The following is a 17,266-nucleotide window of genomic DNA, read 5'->3' on the forward strand; positions in this document are numbered from 1 at the left end:
GGACAATCCCGCCCACGCGGGATTGTCCGACACCCCCTAGGCCCGCCGTCTCGCACCCCGCCCGGGGAAGAGCCTCACAAGCGGTTCCCCCCGCCCCACGGGCTGATGCCCACCGGACGTCCGCATCCGGACTCGCCCGGACTCCCTGCCCGGCGAGCCGTCCCGCACGGCCGCGCTCGCCCCCCGGCGCCTCGCCACCCCTTCAGCCCCGCCCCCGTCCGCCCGCAGCCGGCGGACACCTCCGCGACACAGGCCTGGTTACTCTGAGCACCGAGGGACGCGATCGATATGACGGCATCCGACAGCAGTATCCGCATCTTCACGGAATGGCTTCTGGACCATCAGTCCGTCCTCGTCGAAAAAACACTCACAGCGATCTGGCGCGACGGAATACCCACGAGTCCGCTCGCGACCGATCCAGCGCTGACGAGGGTGGTCCGGCAGGAGACCGAGATGCTCGTCGCACAGTTCCTGCGAGGGCTCGGGAACCGGCAGAGAGTCCCCATACAGTCGCACGGGGCCCGGCATCTCGCCCGTCTCGCGGCGTTGCACGGTACGCCGCTGGAGGATGTCATATCGAGTTACCGGATAGCGCACGGCGTGGTCCAGGACTGCTTCTTCCAGGCAGCACGGGAATCGGGAATAGGCCCCTCCTGCGCATTGAGCGTCCTGCAGTTCTGTTGTCTTCAGTTACTGCGCCAAACGGAATCTCTCATCGGCCTCGTGACCACTGAGTACATGGACGAGATGGAGATGATCGGAAGCGACGAGAACGCGCTGCGGCTGCAAGCGGTACGGTCGGTTCTCGACGAGGCGGAGCCCGCACCCGAACTGCCCTCCTACGACCTGAGCGCGGAACATGTCGCCGTCGTGGCCCAGGGCCCGACGGCGACGAGTCTGGCGGCCTTCGCGCACCAGTGCAAGAACAACGCGATCTCCATGTTCACCGACCGCAACATCGTATGGGCGTGGTTCAGCGGTTCCGTCGGCCCGACGGACGTCCATGAGGCCGTGACGGAACGGACGCAGCGCGGCTGTCTGGGTGCCGGGGAGCCGGGCAAGGATGTCGCGGGGTTCCGGCGGTCCCACCGGGAGGCCCAGTCCGCCTTCCGGGTGTGCGACTGGACGGGACGCAGGAGCGCGCGTTTCGCCGACATCGAACCGGAGGCCATCGGCCTCGCGGATGTCGATGCCACCCGCGCCCTGGTCCACCGCCGCCTCGGCCAGCTGGTGGGCGGAAGCGCCCGGCACAAGTCGCTCCGGAAGACGCTTGAGGTCTACCTCGCGTCCGGACAGAACGCCCGGTCCGCGGCCTTCAAACTCGGGCTCACGGAGCGAACGGTCGCCAACAGGCTCCAGGCGGCACGTGCACTCCTGCCGCCGGACACCCGGATCTCCTCCCTCGAACTCGGGCTCGCGCTTCGACTGCTGCCCCTGACCATCAGCAGGCCGACGGTGCGCCCGTAGGGTCTTGTCACGTCTCCGGGTAAGTGGACACGGTTAGGGGTCAGGTGTCCACGCGGCGTCCGACAGCGCGTCCTGCCCTCTGTCCTGGCGGCTGCTCCTGCCCGGCGGCTGGGACCAGCCGGAAGCCGCCGGTCGGCGGGCCCGCTGCCGGATCCCCGAAGGTGAGCATCACCACCCGAAGTGGCAGCTCGCGCTGGACATGCTCGGCGAACTGGCTGTGGCCGGCCTACGCACCGCAGGTCAAGGGCGAGATGACCGCCCAGACCAAGTCGGCCGTGCCTGGTCGGCCGTCTTACGGCGGGCTTGGCCGCGTCCGCCGCCCCGCTACCGCCCCCGCCCGGTCAGCCTGCGCGAACACGCCCTGACCGCAGGCCGCGACAAGGCACTCGCGGTCACCTGGCACAGGGGATCGAAAGCCGCCATGTCCGCCCTCTCCGTGTTCCTGCAGGTCCGCCTCGCCTGCCGCCGCCCGAAACCCGCCCCGGACGGTGTCATCGCACTGCGGTGGCTGATCGCCCAGTGGCCCGAGGGAGGGAACGAGCCGGTCACGTACTGGATCTCCAACCTGCCCGCCGGAGTCGCGCACGGGCGGCGCCGCAACGGCGCCCCGTCGCGTCCCGGCCTCCGCGTCCCCGGGGAGGACCGGCAACGGTCCGCCGGTCTCAGGGCCGCTGATCCCGGCCGTCCGGGTCAGCGGTTCCCAGGGTCTCCAGCAAGCGCAGCGCGAGGGCGGTCTCCAGCGATCCCGCGTCCGTGCCCGGCGGAAGGAGGTCACCGGCGTGCTGGAGCCGGTAGGCGACGGCCCGGCTGCTGACGTGCAGACGCCGCGCGGTCTCCCTGGCGTTCGACCCGCAGCCGAGGTAGATGCTGAGCGTCTTGCGGGCGGTCGCCGCCTGGCGGGTCGGCTGTGACAGATCTCCGAGCTGCCGCCGGATCAGGGTCTGCGACGCCTCGATGTCGGCCAGCGCTATGGCCTCGGGTGCCGAGGCGGAGAACCGCAGCACGGGCCGCTTCTGGTACGCGGCGACCCGGAGGGCCATGCGTGCCTCCGCGTGTGAATCGCAGAAGCCCTTGGGCCCCCGGGCCGGCTCTCCCACGCCGACCCAGCAACCGCTCTCGGCGGCTGCCTCCGCCGCGGCGATGACCACGTCCGCCTGGGGGACGGCGATCCATATCCAGCTGAGCTCCTCATCCGGCCGGACCACGCAGTGCGGTGCCTTGACCGAGCGCACCAGCGCCCGTACGACCCGCTCGGACTCCGGACCCGACGCGGCCAGCGCGACATGGTCGCCGCGCACGTTGTAGAAATCCAGACTCGCGGGACGCTCCCCGCTCAGCACCGCCCGGACCGCGCGGAGCTGACGCGGGCCCCGGGCGCGCATGATCGCCTCCGACTCCTCCCGGTACTCGACGACCACCAGCTCGCAGAGGTGCTCGATCTCGGCGAACAGGCGCCTGGTACCGAGCCGCACCGCGCCAAGGGCCGCGTACGTGTCCGCGGAGTCCGGTACCGCGTCGATCAGCGCCTCCTCCAGGAAGCGATGGCCCACGCGATAGGCGTCCAGCACCTCGCGCTCCGGTGTGCCGTTGCGCGCCGCCAGCCGGGCTATGTGGCGTGTCTCCGGGGGGCGCAGCGGCTCCGCGTCGTCGGTCAGCGCGTTGATCAACTGGTGGATCACCGCACGGGTCTCGGCCACCACCGTGTCCGCGAGCCCTGGCTCGTCGATCAGTTCCCGGCCGACGCCCAATCGCCTGATCCCGTCGATGACCCTCTCCGCCAACTCATCTCTGGACACAAGGAGTTGATCCCTGGCAACACACAGCAATTCGGCCTCATCAGTCACAGATGAAGCTTCTCAGGGTGCGCAGCTTTACGTCGAGGCTTGCGCACCCTGCACATGGCATCGCACGCATCGAGCCACCACAGTTGGGTCATGAGCAGCACCGAAAACAAGCCGCGGGCTTCCTTGTCCGAGATCACCGAGTTATGTCTGACCCCGGCGACCGAACTCGCGAGCCGGATCCGCCGACGTGACATCTCGCCACGCGAATTGACCGCGGCGTTCCTCTCCCGTATCGAGCAGCGCAATCCCGCGCTCAACGCCTACGTTCACGTGGCGGCAGACCAGGCGCTCGCGGCAGCGGCCGAATCGGAGCGGCAGCTCATGCGCGGGCGCCTCGCCGGCCCCCTGCACGGGGTGCCGATCGCCATCAAGGATCTGTTCGACTACAAGGCCGGTATGCCCAACACGTTCGGGGTCACGGCCTTCCGGGATTACGTGCCGGAGCAGACCGCCCGGCATGTCGCCGCGCTCGAGGACGTCGGGGCGATCGTGCTGGGGAAGACCAACACGCCCGAGTTCGGGCACAAGGGGCTCTGCGACAACAAGCTGTTCGGGCCGACCAGTACGCCGTTCGCCCTGGGAATGAACTCCGGTGGTTCGTCGGGCGGTTCCGCCGCCGCGCTGGCCGATGGGCTGTGTGCGCTGTCGCAGGGCTCGGACGGTGGCGGGTCGGTGCGGATCCCGGCCGCTCTGTGCGGCGTGGTCGGGTTCAAGCCGAGCTTCGGCCGGGTCGCGGACGCGGTGCGTCCTGACGCGTTCCTGTGCCAGACCCCGTACATGAGCAACGGCCCCTTGGCACGTTCGGTCGAGGACTGTGCACTGCTGCTGTCGTGCATGGTCGGCGACGACCCTCGCGACCCGACCAGCGTCCCCCACGACGGCACGGACTTCCTGGCGGCCACGCGCAGCGATCCGGGTGCTCTGCGCGTGGCCTACCTGCCCACCCTGGGCGGGTTCCCGGTCGAGGCCGGTGTGCGCGCGGTGGTCGACGACGCGGTGGCGGCCCTGGCGGAGGCCGGCGTTCACGTGGACAGGCCGCGGTTCGTGCTCCCGGTCTCGCACCGTGAGGCCACCGACCTGTGGGTGCGCAACGCGGGCGCCATCGCCTCGACCGTCGTCGAGGCGTTCGCCGCCGAGGGCGTCGACCTGCGCGACAAACCGTGGGAGGACTTCCCGTGGGCCCTGCGCGCGATGATCGAGCGCACCGACGGACGCACTCTGATGGACGGACGCCGTGACCAGGTCGTACGAACGGTGATCTACGACGCCTTCGCCGACCTCTTCGACCGCTACGACCTCGTCATCAGTCCCACACTGGCCATCGCCGGCTGCAACAACGCGGACGACGGATGGACCGTCGGCCCGGACAACGTCGACGGCGAGGACGTGGATCCCATCCTGGGCTGGTGTCTGACCCAGGTGTTCAACTTCACGGGACATCCGGCCATCTCGGTGCCGGCGGGGCTCACGGACGACGGTCTGCCCGTCGGCCTGCAGATCGCAGGCCGGCGCTTCGCGGACGCCGACGTCCTCTCGGCCGCGGCGGCCATCGAGCGCATACGGCCCTGGGCCCCGTACTACCGCACGATCGCGGCGGTCAGCCGCTGAGACCGTTCTCCCGCGGCCGGATCCAGGCCGGGGAGGCGTACAGGTACGGCCGGCGCGCCGCCCGCAGCGGAGACGGGCCGCGCGGGCGGGAGGCCGGGGTGAAGGCGCATGAACTGCGCCCACCGCCCTCCGGCGCCGGACCGTACCCTCAGGCGTCGCGTCGCCTCGCGACGCGATACGACGGCCGGACCATCCGTTGTGTGTCCTCATGACGGATCGGTGCGCTCGTCACACCATCGCCCGGCCGGCACGGCCTCGGCACATGCCGCGGCCCTGTCCGGGGCGATGAGCACGGTAAACACGTTCACGACACAAAGCCCACGGAGCCTCTCCGGGTGCACGGCCACTGTCACGCCTCCCCCCACACGGCCAGAACGTCACCGAGAAGCAGCACCGGACGAGGTATTCCGGGCCCTGGGGGAATGGAGAAAATGGTGGCACAAACTTCTCGACGCGATTTCCTGAGATCGGTGGGGATATCGGGGGGCGCCGGTGTGCTGTATTCGGCCATGGGGGCACTCGGATTCGCACCGGCTCCTCAGGCACACGCGAGTGAATTCCGTTCGCCGAGGCAGGGCGACTTCACCTCGGTCGGTATGCGGAACGGCAGGAAGGTCATCATCCTCGGTGCCGGCATCGCCGGCCTCGCCGCGGCGTACGAACTGGGCAAGGCCGGATACAACTGCCGCGTCCTGGAAGCGAAGAACCGTCCGGGCGGCCGTAACTGGACGGTCCGCGGCGGAACGACGGAGACCGACCTCGACGGCCACACCCAGACGGCGAATTTCGCTCCCGGCCACTACATGGAAGCCGGACCGGCCCGAATACCTCAGTCGCACGTGACGCTGGAGTACTGCCGTGAACTGGGCGTCCCGCTGGAGGCGTTCGCGAATCAGAACGCCAACGCGTACATCTACCACGAGAACAGCGCGGCACTCGCCGGGAAGCCGGTACGCTGGCGGACCGCGAAGGCCGACGTGTACGGCTATGTGTCCGAACTTCTCGCCAAGGCCACCGACCAGGGCGCGCTGGACCAGACGCTGACCGCGACCGACAAGGAGCGGCTGCTCGAATTCCTCAAGGACTTCGGTGATATCAAGGGCCGGGACGACAACTGGGCGTATACCGGCAGCAGCCGGCGCGGCTACTCGGTCGAGCCCGGAGCCGCTTTGGAGGCCGGTACGGTTCTCGCCCCGCCTCCCTCCCTCTCCGATGTCATCGCGAGCGGACTGGGACTCCGCTTCTCCTTCGAGTTCGACTACCAGCAGGCCACGATGATGTTCCAGCCGGTGGGCGGCATGGATGCCATTCCCAAGGCGCTGGCCAAAGCGATCGGCAGGGGCCGCATCGAGTACGGAGCCCGTGCGACCGCCGTGACCAACCGCTCGGACGGCGCCTCGGTCACCTGGGTGAACGCACAGGGGAGGTCCGTCACGGAGCACGCCGATTTCGTGGTCGCGGCCATCCCGCCGATGGTGATGGCCCGCGTCCGGCACAACCTCGGCCCGGACGTCACGGCCGCGCTCCTGTCACCCCAGCCATGGGAGGCCGGCAAGATCGGCCTGGAGTACCGGAGCCGGTGGTGGGAGACGGATGAGCGCATCTACGGCGGCGTCACACCGACCGACAACGACCTGTGCACCATCTGGTACCCGTCGTACGGCTATCACGGCAACCGCGGTGTCATCATCGGCTACTACAACGCCCTGGAACCCGCTGCCGCCTACGGCAGGCTGTCACACGCCGACCGTGAGCGCAGGGCGGTCAGCCAGGGGGTGAAGATTCATGGCAAGAAGTACCGCACCGAGCTGGCCTCCTCCTTCAGTGTGGCGTGGCATCGCACCCCGTTCATCGAGGGCGGCTGGGCAGGATGGTCCTCACAGACGGGGACCGAGTACCAGACCCTGAACCGGCCGACCGGGAACGTCTATTTCGCCGGTGACTGGCTCAGCAACACCATCGCCTGGCAGCACGGAGCGTTCACCTCCGCCCGCAAGGTCGTCACGGAGATCCACACCAGGGCGCTGGCCCGATAGGCCGGTGCGGCGTCGCCGTTCCAGCGGACCGCGAGAGGCAACGGCGCCGCCGCGCGTGGGCGGATCGTGGACGCGATCATCTGTGGAGTACGGCACCGGGTGCGCCTGGCGTCGGCTGCCGAAAGACATCCCGCTCCGGTCGACGGTGTACCGGTGTCCCACTGCGGGATGACGGACTCGCGGCATTGGTCACCGCCGTCGGCGTCTCCGACAACGCCGGCGGCATCCATCTGCTCCCGAACGATCCTGCGGGCCCACACGATCCGATCGTCATGACCCGCCGGCCTCGGTCAAAAGCGCCGGACCTCATCTGGTCCCCAACCGGTCCCCGGAAATGATCAAGGGCCGGTTTCGGATTGCTCCGAAACCGGCCCTGATCTGCGACTGTCTCCAGTCGGGACGACAGGATTTGAACCTGCGACCCCTTGACCCCCAGTCAAGTGCGCTACCAAGCTGCGCCACGTCCCGATGCTCTTCCGCCCGGTTGCCCGGGGCGGCGTCGCAGGACAAACATTACCTCACTCCGAGGACCGGATCGACGTCCGTGCCTGCTGGGCGCGGGCTGCCAGGCCCTCGGCTCCGCAGGCCATGGCCTGCTTCTGGGCCCGGGCGAGCTCCCGGTGCGAGCCGGTGGCGATCCCGTAGTCGACGCGGGCGAGCGCGTGCTCGTAGGCGGAGGACGACCTCTCCAGGTGGCGCACCGCGTCGGCGAGCAGTTGCTCCGCCTCCTCGGGCGGGGCGAAGAGGGAGACACAGCGCAGGGCTTCGCCGATCGCGGTGTCCGTGCCGAACCGTTCGGCGTGCACCCGGGCGCGGGCCGCGAGATGTGCCGCGCGGCCCGGGTCGTCGTCGGCCAGTGCCCGGGCGAGGTCTCCGGCCCAGGGTGCCCAGATGCCGTTGAACCGTTCGCGTGCCTCCAGGCCGGCGCCCGCCGCTTCGAGTTCGGCGATCGCCTCCTCCTTACGGCCTTCGGCGAGCAGCAGGCGGCCCCGGATGCAGGGGCCGTCCGGCAGGACCATGGCGCTGGGGTAGGGCGGGCCGAAGGCGTAACGGTCGGCGATGACGCGGGCCTCGGCGATGCGGCCCCGGGCCAGCAGGGTGTCGATGAGCAGGCAGGCCGCGTCCCAGTGGACGGGCAGGCCGGAACCGACACGGTCGGCGAGGCGGAGCCCTTCGCGCAGGAAGCCCTCGGCCTCCGCGAGACGGCCGCGACGGCGGTGGACCATGCCGAGCAGGGTGTGGGCGAACGCCAGGTGGGCCCCGCTCCAGCCGGAGATCTCGAAGGCGCGCACGGCTTCGCCGAAGAGGCTCTCGGCCCGGTCCAGCTGGTCGGTGAAGGCGTAGGTGATGCCGACCATGGTGGGCAGCTCGAAGCCCCACTCGGAGTCGGTCCAGCCGAGGCCGCGTGCGGGGCTGCCGTCGATCAGGGCGCGCTCGCACAGGTCGACGATGACCTGGGCGTTCTCGCCGCGCAGCATGGCGTCGAAGGCCCGCAGGGTGAGCAGGGCCCGCTCCGCGTTGTCGCGGCCCTTGAGGTGGTCGGCGTTGCGGGTGAGGCGCCGGGAGCGGGCCGGGCCGTCGTCCTCGGTGACCTGCATGCCCTCCCACATGAAGTGCGCCGCCTGCAACCGCATGAGGCCGGGTCCCGGTGCCGTACGGGCCGCCTCGGCGGCCAGGGAGAGCGCCGCGTCCTTGAGCTGGTTGTTGTGGGCGAGCGCGGCGGCGAGCCGGAACGTGGCGTCGACCCGCAGGCCGTCGTCGAGCCCCGGCATGTCCAGGGCCGCCCGCAGGTGCTGCACGGTGGTGGGCGGCGAGCTGAGCAGGGTGGCGCAGCCGAGCTCGTACAGCAGGACGGCCCGGTCCTTCGGGCGCGGCGGCTCCTCCAGGGCCCGCTCCAGGCAGCGCCGGGCCGCTTCGGGGGCGCCGACGGCGAGGTGCTGGCCCGCGGCCTCGCGGAGCTGGGCGACCAGCTCCTGGTCGTCGTCCGGGTGGACCTCCAGCAGGTGCCGGGAGGCGGCCGCGGCACCGAGACCGGCCCGGGTGATGGCCCAGGCGGCGCGGCCGTGCATCGCGGTGCGGGTGGCGGGCGGGATGGAGCGGTAGACGGCGGTGGCGATCAGCGGGTGGACGAACTCCAGCGGGTCGAAGCCGCTGACGATACGGGCGTCGCGCAGCCGGGCCGTGCAGTCGGCGGCCTCCGCCGAGCTCATCCCGGCGAGGGTGGCGGCCAGCTCCTGGGAGATGTCGGTGCCGAGCACGGCGGCGGCCCAGGCGAACCGGTTGGCGTTGGTGCCGAGCCGCTCCAGCCGGGCGACGAGCCCGCTGCCCCGGGCGGAGGCGCCCAGCTCCCGCAGCTGCCCGGCCGATTCCTCGACCGGGGCCAGCTCCTGGTCCTGGACCTTGGCGACCAGCTCGACGGCCTCGTACGGGTTGCCCCCGGTGACGGCCCACACCTCGCGGCAGAACGGGTCGTCGGCGTGCTCGCCCAGGGCCGCGCGGGCCAGTTCGGCGGTGGCGTCCGGGGTCAGCGCCCGCAGGGCGACCCGGGTGACCGTGCTGTCGCCGTCCGAGCCGCGTTCGGCCTCGCGGTCGGCGACATAGCTCGCGTTGCGCTCGGCCATCTCCTGCGGCCGGTACGCCTGGACGACGAGGAGCGGCAGTTCACCGAGGCGGGCGGTGAACGAGGCCAGCCAGGACAGGGATTCGCCGTCCGCCCAGTGGGCGTCGTCCACCAGAAGCAGTAACGGCCGGTGGCTGAGGCGGGAGGCGAGCCGGGCGACGACGTAGTCGAGGCCGTCCCGGACACCCTGCGGGTCGGGCTGCGGGCCGCTGGGCTCGGCCAGTCCGAGCGCGGGCGCGGTGGTGTCGTACCAGTCGCCGAACAGAGCCCGGGTCTCGTCGGGCGGGAACCGGTCGAGGGCGGGCTGCAGCAACTGCCGTACGACGTGGAACGGTACGGAGGTCACGGTCTCGCCGCCACGGGCGGACCAGATGGTGCAGCGGTCGGCGGCCATCGCCCGGATCTCGGCGAGCAGGGCGGTCTTGCCGAGCCCCGCCTCCCCGCTGAAGACCAGGAGCCCGCCGACGGCCTGCGCTCCGCACAGATCGTCCACCGCCTTTGCGGCAGCGGCGAGTTCCGGTTCACGCTCGTACAACGGCCGGGACGGCTTCATGCCCACCCTTCCCCAAATGGCATGCAGTGACGTCGGCCGAGCCTAGCCGTGCGCGGGTGCTCACCGACAGGGTTCGGCCCATTCCTTGCAGGTACGAGGCACAATCGAGTAGTGAACGAGACGCGCAGGGACCGTGACACCGAGGGCCGGGCGCGCAACGCGCGCCCCCGGGACGGCCTGGGGCGCCCGCTGCCGTACGGGACGCCCGGGGTCGAGCGGCAGCCGGAGGGCGTCCTCCGCACACCGCCCGAGACGCTGCGGGAGGCGCAGCGTCTGCTGGACGCGGGGATGCCGTTCCACGCCCACGAGGTGTTCGAGGACGCCTGGAAGTCGGGACCGCAGAGCGAGCGCGAGCTGTGGCGGGGGCTCGCGCAGGTGGCGGTGGGGCTGACCCACTCCGCGCGCGGCAACACGGCGGGCGGGGCACGGCTGCTGCGCCGGGGCGCGGGCGCCCTCACCCCGTACGCGGCGGCCCGGCCGCACGGCATCGCGGTCGGCGGACTGGTCGGCTGGGCGCGGGAGTTGGCCGTCCGGGTGGAGTCGGGACCGATGGTGGACGCGGCGGCCGAAGCGCCCCGGCTGCTGGGGTAGCGGGGACCTCCTACGGTCGGGAGCGGTGGCGGAACACCCGGTCCGCGAACCGGGCCGCCGCGCAGCCATTACGATCCGGCTCCATGAGCACTTCTGACCAGGACCAGGACCGGGACCAGCGCAAGGGCCGGGCCCGGGGCACCGACACCCCGATAGCCGAGGCCGCCGACGGCGAGCCCGCCGGGGGAACGAACGAGCACGGAACGCCGGACGCGGATGGCGCGGAAAGCGCGGGGGGCGTGGAGGGCCCGGGGAGCGTGGAGGACCCGGGGGCCGTGGCGAGCCCGAGGAGCGTGGAGAGCCCGGGGGCCGTGGAGGCCGCAGAGCGCCCGAGGGGCGCGGAGAGCGCGGAGGCCGTGGAGATCCCGGCGGGCGTGGCGAGCCCGGGGAGCGTGGCGAGCCCGGAGGGCGTGGAGGGCGCGGAGAGCCTGAGGGACGTGGAGGCCCCGCAGAGCGCGGCGGGCGCGGCGGGCGCGGCGAGCCCAGGGAGCCCGGGGGACGCGGAAAGTTCCGGGGACGTGTCCGACCCCGAGGCCCCCGGCCTCGGGAAGAGGCTCACGCCCCGTCAGGCGCGGCGGCTGCGTATCGTCCTCTCCTCCGTGGGCATGGTCGCGATGGGCGTGGTCCTGGCCCTGCGTATCGCGAGCCGGTCCTCGGTGCTGGTCGTCGGTGTGTACGGGCTCGCGCTCATCCTGTGCGGCCTGGTGATCGAGCTCAGCAGGAACGGCCGCACCCGGCTCGGCAGCTGGCTGCTCGGGGCCGGGCTGGTGGCCGCCGTGGGCGCGGACTGGCTGCTGCTTCCCTGAGGATCGGAGACGTATGACGACCTTCCCCGCCCCCGCTTTCCGACTCCCGCCGGAGGACCGGGCGTCGAGCCCTCGCACCGGGTACACCAGGGCCCACTGGGAGGCCGCCGCCGACGGGCTGCTGCATGCCGCCCGGCGGTGGGCCACCCCCGGCGGGGCGCTGCTCGACCTGCCCGGGCCCCCTTCGCACTCCGGTGTGCGCTCCGACGGGCTGGAGGGGTACGCGCGGACCTTCCTGGCCGCCGCCTTCCGGGTGGCCGGGGCCGAGGGGAAGGACCCGCACAATTGGCTGGATCGTTACGCCCGGGGGCTCGCATCCGGGACCCGTACGCCCGGGCGGGACGACGCGGAGTCCTGGCCCCTCATCCTGGACCACCATGTGCAGGGCCAGCCCATGGTGGAGTCCGCCTCCGTCGCGCTCGGGCTGCGGCTCACCCGGCCCTGGCTCTGGGACCGGCTGGAGCCCGGGGTCCAGGACCGGGCCGAGCAGTGGCTGCGGGGTGCGCTGCGCCACCTTCCGGCGGGCAACAACTGGTACCTCTTCCCGTACACGGTCGCCGGGTTCCTGGAGTCGGTGGGGCGCGGCGACGCGGAGACGGCCCGGGCGCGCGAGCGGGCGCTGGAGCTGCTGGAGGGCTGGTACCGGGGCGACGGCTGGTACGCCGACGGGGACGGGCGCGCCTTCGACCACTACAACGGCTGGGCGCTGCACCTGTATCCGGTGCTGGACGCCCATCTCGCAGGCGACGAAGGGGAGTCCGCGCGCCACGGGGCGCGGCTGCGTGAGCACCTGGAAAGCTTCTCGCTGATGTTCGGCGGCGACGGGGCCCCGCTGCACTTCGGGCGCTCGCTCACCTACCGCTTCGCCGCGAGCGCGGGCGTCGCCCTGGGGGCGGTCTCCGGCCACACACCACTCGCCCCCGGGGTCTCGCGGCGGCTGGTCAACGGGTCGCTGCGGTACTTCCTGGAGCGGGGCGCGAGCGGCACCGACGGACTGCTGAGCCTCGGCTGGCACGGGCCTCACACCGCGACACTCCAGTCCTATTCAGGTCCCGCGTCACCCTATTGGGCATCGAAGGCGTTCGTCGCGCTGCTGGCCCCCGCCGGACACCCCCTGTGGGCGTCGGTGGAGGAGGCGGCGCCGAGCGAGGGCCCCGACCGAGTGCTGTCCGTACCGGCCCCCGGCTTCCTGGTGCAGTCGACGCGCGCGGACGGGATCGTACGGCTGCACAACCACGGCAGCGACCATGTCCGGCCGGACGAGGGCGAGTCGGCGGCCGACACCGACCCGCACTACGCGCGGCTCGCCTACTCCACCGTGACCGGTCCGACCTCGGCGGCGAACCCGGCGGACAACCACCTGTCGGTGACGGTCGGCGGGGTACGCAGCACCCGGCGCCGTATCCATCCGCTCGGGACCGGGCACGGCGACGGCTGGGGCTGGGCCGGGTCCTGGCACGTGCCCGTGTTCCCGGCGGGCCCCTCCACCGCCCCCGGGCTCCGGGTGGAGAGCGTGACGGTGGCGCGCGGCCGCTACGAGCTGCGGGTGCACCGGGTGCTGGGCGCGCCGGACGGGGCGCGGGCCGAGCTGACCGGCTGGGCGGCGGAGCCCGGGGGTCCGGTGCGCTCCGAGCTGTACGGGCTCCACGGCTGGGAGACGCGCGAGGAGGTACGGGCTCCGCAGGGCACGGCGTTCACGCGCTGGGCGGTGCTCCCCCGGCTGGCCGCCGACACGGCGGGGACGGTGGTCCTGGTGGCCCTGGCCTCGCTCACGGCCGATCCGGAACTCACGGCCGCCCCGGAGCTCACCTCCGACTCTGCGCTCGACGCCGACTCTGCGCTCGCCGCCGCTCCGGGGTTCACCGCCGCTCCGGAGGCCGGGTCGTCGGAGTCCGTCGTGGACGAGGTGGACGTACGGCCCGGTCCGAACGGTGACACGGTCGGGGTCCGCTGGGCGGAGGACGGTACGAGGACGCGGATCACCTTCGGCCGGGGGTCGGTCGCGGTGGACCACGCGTAGCCGGGCCTCAGGCCGAACCGCGGAAGCGCCCCGGAACAGGGAGGACCCTCGGCGGGCCCGGACCGCCCGCAGAAGCCCTCCCCCGAGCACGCGAAGGCCCCGACCGGTTCGGCGGTCGGGGCCTCGGTCGGCCCGTGCGGAGGCCGTCGGCCCGTGGGAGGGCCGGGGTGCGGCGGTGCGGGCGCCGCAGGTCAGGTGGTGTCGGGGTTGCCCTTGCCGTGGTTCGGGAGGTCCTTGCCGCGCGGTCGGCCGCGTTGCGGGCCGAAGAGGTGGGCGGCGGCTCCCGCCACCACCAGTCCCGTGGCGATCAGGAGGCCGTGGCCGATGGCGATCCCCATGCCCAGGGCGGTGAGCCCGAAGGTCATCCAGAGCCAGGCGTTGCGTCGGCGGTACTCACGGGGGCTGCGCGGGGTGCCGTCGGCCATCGCCGCCGCGAAACCGGGATCGTCGCGATGCAGCTGCTCCTCAAGGGCGCGAAGCTGTTCGTCGTACGTGGGCATGGTGTCTCCCTCCCGGTACGGAGACCTCTCGGTCCCACCAGCGCCGGCCCCGTGGATACGGCACGGGCAGGGCCCCCGGGGCCCTGAGTTCATGATCGACGGGGGTGCCGGGAAGGGCCATCGGGGGCAGCACCCATATCCGGGCCGTGCACCATGTAGATGTGCGGCGGGCCGTGCGCGCCACCACCGGCGGGCGGGGGCGCCCGGGCGACGGCGTGCTTCCCGCGCGCAGCGACGATAGTGGAGGCTGTCAACGCCCGCAGGCACCCGCGCGCGAAGGCCCATGAACACCTGTAAACGTCCATGAACACCCGCGAACGTCCATCAGTCCATCACCGTCCGCGAACAACCGCGAACCCTTCCGACGCCCGATGGAGGCCGTGCTCCCTTGTCCCTCTTCTGGCGGATCTTCCTGCTCAACGCCGCTGTGCTGGTCGCCGCGGGCGCCTTGCTGCTGCTCGGCCCGATCACCGTCTCCACACCGGTCCTGCTCACCGAGGCGATGATCCTGACCGGCGGGATCGCCTTCATGCTCGCCGCCAACGCGGCCCTGCTGCGGCTGGGCCTCACCCCGCTCCAGCGGGTCACCCGGGCGATGACCACGACCGACCTGCTGCGCCCGAGCCCGCGTCCCGAGGTGGCCGGGCACGGGGAGATCGCCGCCCTGATCGAGACGTTCAACACGATGCTCGACCGGCTGGAGGCCGAACGCGCCACCAGCAGCGCCCGCGCCCTGTCCGCGCAGGAGGCCGAGCGCCGCCGGGTGGCCCAGGAGCTCCACGACGAGGTCGGGCAGACCCTTACGGCGGTCCTGCTGGAGCTGAAGCGCGTCGCCGACCAGGCCCCCGAGCCGCTCCGCGGCGAGCTGCGGCAGGTCCAGGAGATCACCCGGGGCTCGCTGGACGAGATCCGCCGGATCGCCCGTCGGCTGCGCCCCGGGGTGCTGGAGGAGCTGGGCCTGGTCAGCGCGCTGACGGCCCTCATCACCGAGACTCCGAAGCCCGACGGGCTGACCATCCGTCGGCAGACGGGCAAGGATCTGCCCGAACTGGACGCCGAGGCCGAGCTGGTCGTCTACCGGATCGCGCAGGAAGCGCTCACCAACACCGTCCGCCACGCCCGTGCCTCCCGGCTCGAACTCTCGCTCCGCCGCAGCCCGAGCGGGGTGGAGCTGCGCATCCGCGACGACGGCCAGGGGCTCGGGGACGCCCCCGAGGGCGCGGGACTGCGCGGAATGCGTGAGCGGGCCCTGCTGGTCGGCGCCGAGCTGTTCCTCGGCCCGGGCCCGCAGGGCGGTACCGAAGTACGTCTCGATGTGCCCGTCCGGAACGGAAGCCGCTGACCATGCCCCACTCCCCCTTCCCGTCCCCGTCCCGGCCCGCCGCCGCGCCGACCCGGATCCTGCTGGCGGACGACCACGCCCTGGTACGCCGGGGGGTGCGGCTGATCCTCGACGGCGAACCGGACCTCACGGTCGTGGCCGAGGCGGGCGACGGTGCCGAGGCCATCGAGATGGCCCGCGCCGAACGGCCGGATCTGGCCATTCTGGACATCGCGATGCCCCGGCTGACGGGGCTCCAGGCGGCACGCGAGCTGTCCCGGGTCCTTCCGGGCCTGCGGATCCTGATGCTGACGATGTACGACAACGAGCAGTACTTCTTCGAGGCGCTGAAGGCGGGGGCGGCCGGATACGTCCTCAAGTCGGTCGCCGACCGGGACCTGGTCGAGGCCTGCCGGGCGGCGATGCGGGACGAGCCGTTCCTCTACCCGGGGGCGGTCACCGCGCTCATCCGCAACTTCCTCGACCGGGCCAGGGACGGCGAGGAGCTGCCGGCCCGGGCGATCACCGAGCGCGAGGAGGAGATCCTGAAGCTGGTCGCGGAGGGGCACTCCTCCAAGGAGATCGCCGAGCTGCTGGTCATCAGCGTCAAGACGGTGGAGCGGCACCGGGCCAACCTGCTCCAGAAGCTCGGCCTGCGCGACCGGCTGGAGCTCACCCGGTACGCGATCCGCGCGGGCCTGATCGAACCGTGAGCCCCCCGGGGCCCGGGCCCGGTCGGTCGGTCAGCCAGTCGGTCAGTCGGTCAGTCGGTCAGTCGGTCAGTCGGTCAGTCGGCCCGGACCATCGCAGGCACCGGGCAGTTCATGTGATTCTCACCCTTCCCGCATAAGGTGCACCCGTGACCCAGATGACCCCGCCCGGCTGGCACCCAGACCCCGGGCATTCAGGTAAAGGCCCCGCTCAGGAACGCTGGTGGGACGGAGCGCAGTGGACCGGCCACGTCCGCCCGTCGCCCGCTGCGGCCCGTCGGCGCGGAATCCGTATCGGCGTCGGAGTGACCGTCGGCGCCCTGGTGCTCTCCGCGATCGGGGGCGGGATCTACCTGCTGGGTGAGAGCAACGGCGGACGGCCGGGCACCGCGGCCACCTCACCGTCCGCCACCCCCTCCGCCCCCGGCGGATCCGGCGGTTCCGGCGCACCGGACGGCGGGAACGGGGACGACGGCGGCGGCGGCGGGAACGGGGACGACGGCGGGGAGAACGGCGGCAGCGGCCACCCCGGCGAGCAGGTCCCGCCCGGCGAGCCGGGCTACGCCACGGACCTGGCCGCCGGGATCAGCATGCCGGTGCCCAAGGGGTGGACGGGAAAGTCGGCTCCGATCGGCGCCGGTCTCACGACGGGTGAGCACCCCTGCCCCGGCGGCTCCGACAAGACGTGCGTACGCGGAGGGATCTTCTCGGCCCCCGCCGTGGCCCTGAAGCTGACGGCCAAGACCCCGGAGGCGGCGGCCAAGCAGGACATCGCCGTCAACGCCGAGGAGTCCTACGGCGGGGACGCCTACGGGAAGGTCAGCTCGCACGAGGAGCTGAAGTCCGGTCCGGTCACCGTGGCGGGCCGACAGGGGTACGCGGTGCGCTGGAAGGTGGTGACGGAGAAGGGCGACGACGGTTACGTGGAATCGCTGGTGTTTCCCTCCCCCGCCTCCAAGGACATGCTCGTCGTGGTCCGATCCGGTTTCGACATCAACAAGGACGCGCCGAAGTTGTCCGTCCTGGACGAGATCGTCCAGGGCATCAAGGCCGCACCGGGCGCGGGCAACGGCGGAGCCGCCTGAGCCCCACGGCGTACAGGGGGCCGGGCGGGACCTCGATTCGGTGTCCCGCCCGGCCCCTGTCCCGTTCAGTCCGTACGCATCAGTCCGTGGCGTTGGCCCGCGCGT

General features: G+C 72.1%; 12 protein-coding genes, 1 tRNA gene and 1 pseudogene. 10 read left to right on the forward strand and 4 right to left on the reverse strand.

From position 1 onward, the window contains the following. Positions 1-723 precede the first annotated feature (723 nt). Positions 724-1,467 (forward strand): helix-turn-helix domain-containing protein, encoded by a 744-nt coding sequence (locus ACFW9Z_RS32850; RefSeq protein ID WP_384646628.1) that lies wholly within the window; start codon positions 724-726, stop codon positions 1,465-1,467. A 55-nt stretch (positions 1,468-1,522) separates the two neighbouring features. Continuing rightward, positions 1,523-1,684: pseudogene (locus ACFW9Z_RS32855) on the forward strand (transposase); the annotation flags it as partial. 445 nt (positions 1,685-2,129) lie between these two features. Here ACFW9Z_RS32855 and ACFW9Z_RS32860 read toward each other — a convergent pair. Further along, positions 2,130-3,263: a PucR family transcriptional regulator gene (locus tag ACFW9Z_RS32860; RefSeq protein WP_384646630.1), complete on the reverse strand. Its 1,134-nt coding sequence runs from the start codon at positions 3,261-3,263 to the stop codon at positions 2,130-2,132. An 87-nt stretch (positions 3,264-3,350) separates the two neighbouring features. On the opposite strand from ACFW9Z_RS32860, the gene ACFW9Z_RS32865 reads away from it, so the two are divergent. Both ACFW9Z_RS32865 and ACFW9Z_RS32870 read left to right on the forward strand, forming a co-directional pair. Next, positions 3,351-4,919 (forward strand): amidase, encoded by a 1,569-nt coding sequence (locus ACFW9Z_RS32865; protein WP_384646633.1) that lies wholly within the window; start codon positions 3,351-3,353, stop codon positions 4,917-4,919. A gap of 422 nt (positions 4,920-5,341) precedes the next feature. Beyond that, positions 5,342-6,955: a flavin monoamine oxidase family protein gene (locus ACFW9Z_RS32870; RefSeq protein ID WP_384646635.1), complete on the forward strand. Its 1,614-nt coding sequence runs from the start codon at positions 5,342-5,344 to the stop codon at positions 6,953-6,955. Positions 6,956-7,349: 394 nt separating this feature from the next. On the opposite strand, the gene ACFW9Z_RS32875 is transcribed toward ACFW9Z_RS32870, so the two are convergent. Together ACFW9Z_RS32875 and ACFW9Z_RS32880 are read right to left on the reverse strand one after the other, a co-directional pair. Beyond that, a tRNA-Pro gene (locus ACFW9Z_RS32875) sits at positions 7,350-7,423 on the reverse strand. A 50-nt stretch (positions 7,424-7,473) separates the two neighbouring features. Beyond that, entirely contained in the window at positions 7,474-10,128 is a 2,655-nt protein-coding gene (locus ACFW9Z_RS32880) for an ATP-binding protein (protein WP_384646637.1), read from the reverse strand. A gap of 111 nt (positions 10,129-10,239) precedes the next feature. Between ACFW9Z_RS32880 and ACFW9Z_RS32885 the strand changes: the two genes are divergently transcribed. From ACFW9Z_RS32885 to ACFW9Z_RS32895, 3 genes are all read left to right on the forward strand, one after another. Then, on the forward strand, positions 10,240-10,719 hold the full coding sequence (locus tag ACFW9Z_RS32885) for a DUF309 domain-containing protein (RefSeq protein WP_384646640.1): 480 nt from the start codon (positions 10,240-10,242) through the stop codon (positions 10,717-10,719). A gap of 392 nt (positions 10,720-11,111) precedes the next feature. Beyond that, complete coding sequence (locus ACFW9Z_RS32890; RefSeq protein WP_384646719.1) at positions 11,112-11,525, forward strand: hypothetical protein; 414 nt, start codon at positions 11,112-11,114, stop codon at positions 11,523-11,525. Positions 11,526-11,538: 13 nt separating this feature from the next. Next, positions 11,539-13,545 carry a DUF2264 domain-containing protein gene (locus tag ACFW9Z_RS32895; protein ID WP_384646642.1) on the forward strand — a complete coding sequence of 669 codons (2,007 nt, stop codon included), beginning with the start codon at positions 11,539-11,541 and terminating at the stop codon, positions 13,543-13,545. Positions 13,546-13,736: 191 nt separating this feature from the next. Here ACFW9Z_RS32895 and ACFW9Z_RS32900 read toward each other — a convergent pair whose 3' ends face one another. Next, positions 13,737-14,045 (reverse strand): DUF3040 domain-containing protein, encoded by a 309-nt coding sequence (locus ACFW9Z_RS32900; RefSeq protein WP_384646644.1) that lies wholly within the window; start codon positions 14,043-14,045, stop codon positions 13,737-13,739. Between the two features lie 388 nt (positions 14,046-14,433). Here ACFW9Z_RS32900 and ACFW9Z_RS32905 point away from each other — a divergent pair, with 388 nt between their 5' ends. The 3 genes from ACFW9Z_RS32905 (at position 14,434) to ACFW9Z_RS32915 (ending at position 17,161) form a co-directional block, all read left to right on the forward strand. Continuing rightward, positions 14,434-15,387 carry a HAMP domain-containing sensor histidine kinase gene (locus ACFW9Z_RS32905; protein WP_384646646.1) on the forward strand — a complete coding sequence of 318 codons (954 nt, stop codon included), beginning with the start codon at positions 14,434-14,436 and terminating at the stop codon, positions 15,385-15,387. Between the two features lie 2 nt (positions 15,388-15,389). Beyond that, complete coding sequence (locus ACFW9Z_RS32910) at positions 15,390-16,079, forward strand: response regulator (protein WP_384646648.1); 690 nt, start codon at positions 15,390-15,392, stop codon at positions 16,077-16,079. A gap of 155 nt (positions 16,080-16,234) precedes the next feature. After that, on the forward strand, positions 16,235-17,161 hold the full coding sequence (locus tag ACFW9Z_RS32915) for a DUF2510 domain-containing protein (RefSeq protein ID WP_384646721.1): 927 nt from the start codon (positions 16,235-16,237) through the stop codon (positions 17,159-17,161). Positions 17,162-17,266: the final 105 nt, after the last annotated feature.

This window comes from Streptomyces sp. NPDC059452 (assembly GCF_042750035.1).
Classification (GTDB): Bacteria; Actinomycetota; Actinomycetes; order Streptomycetales; family Streptomycetaceae; genus Streptomyces.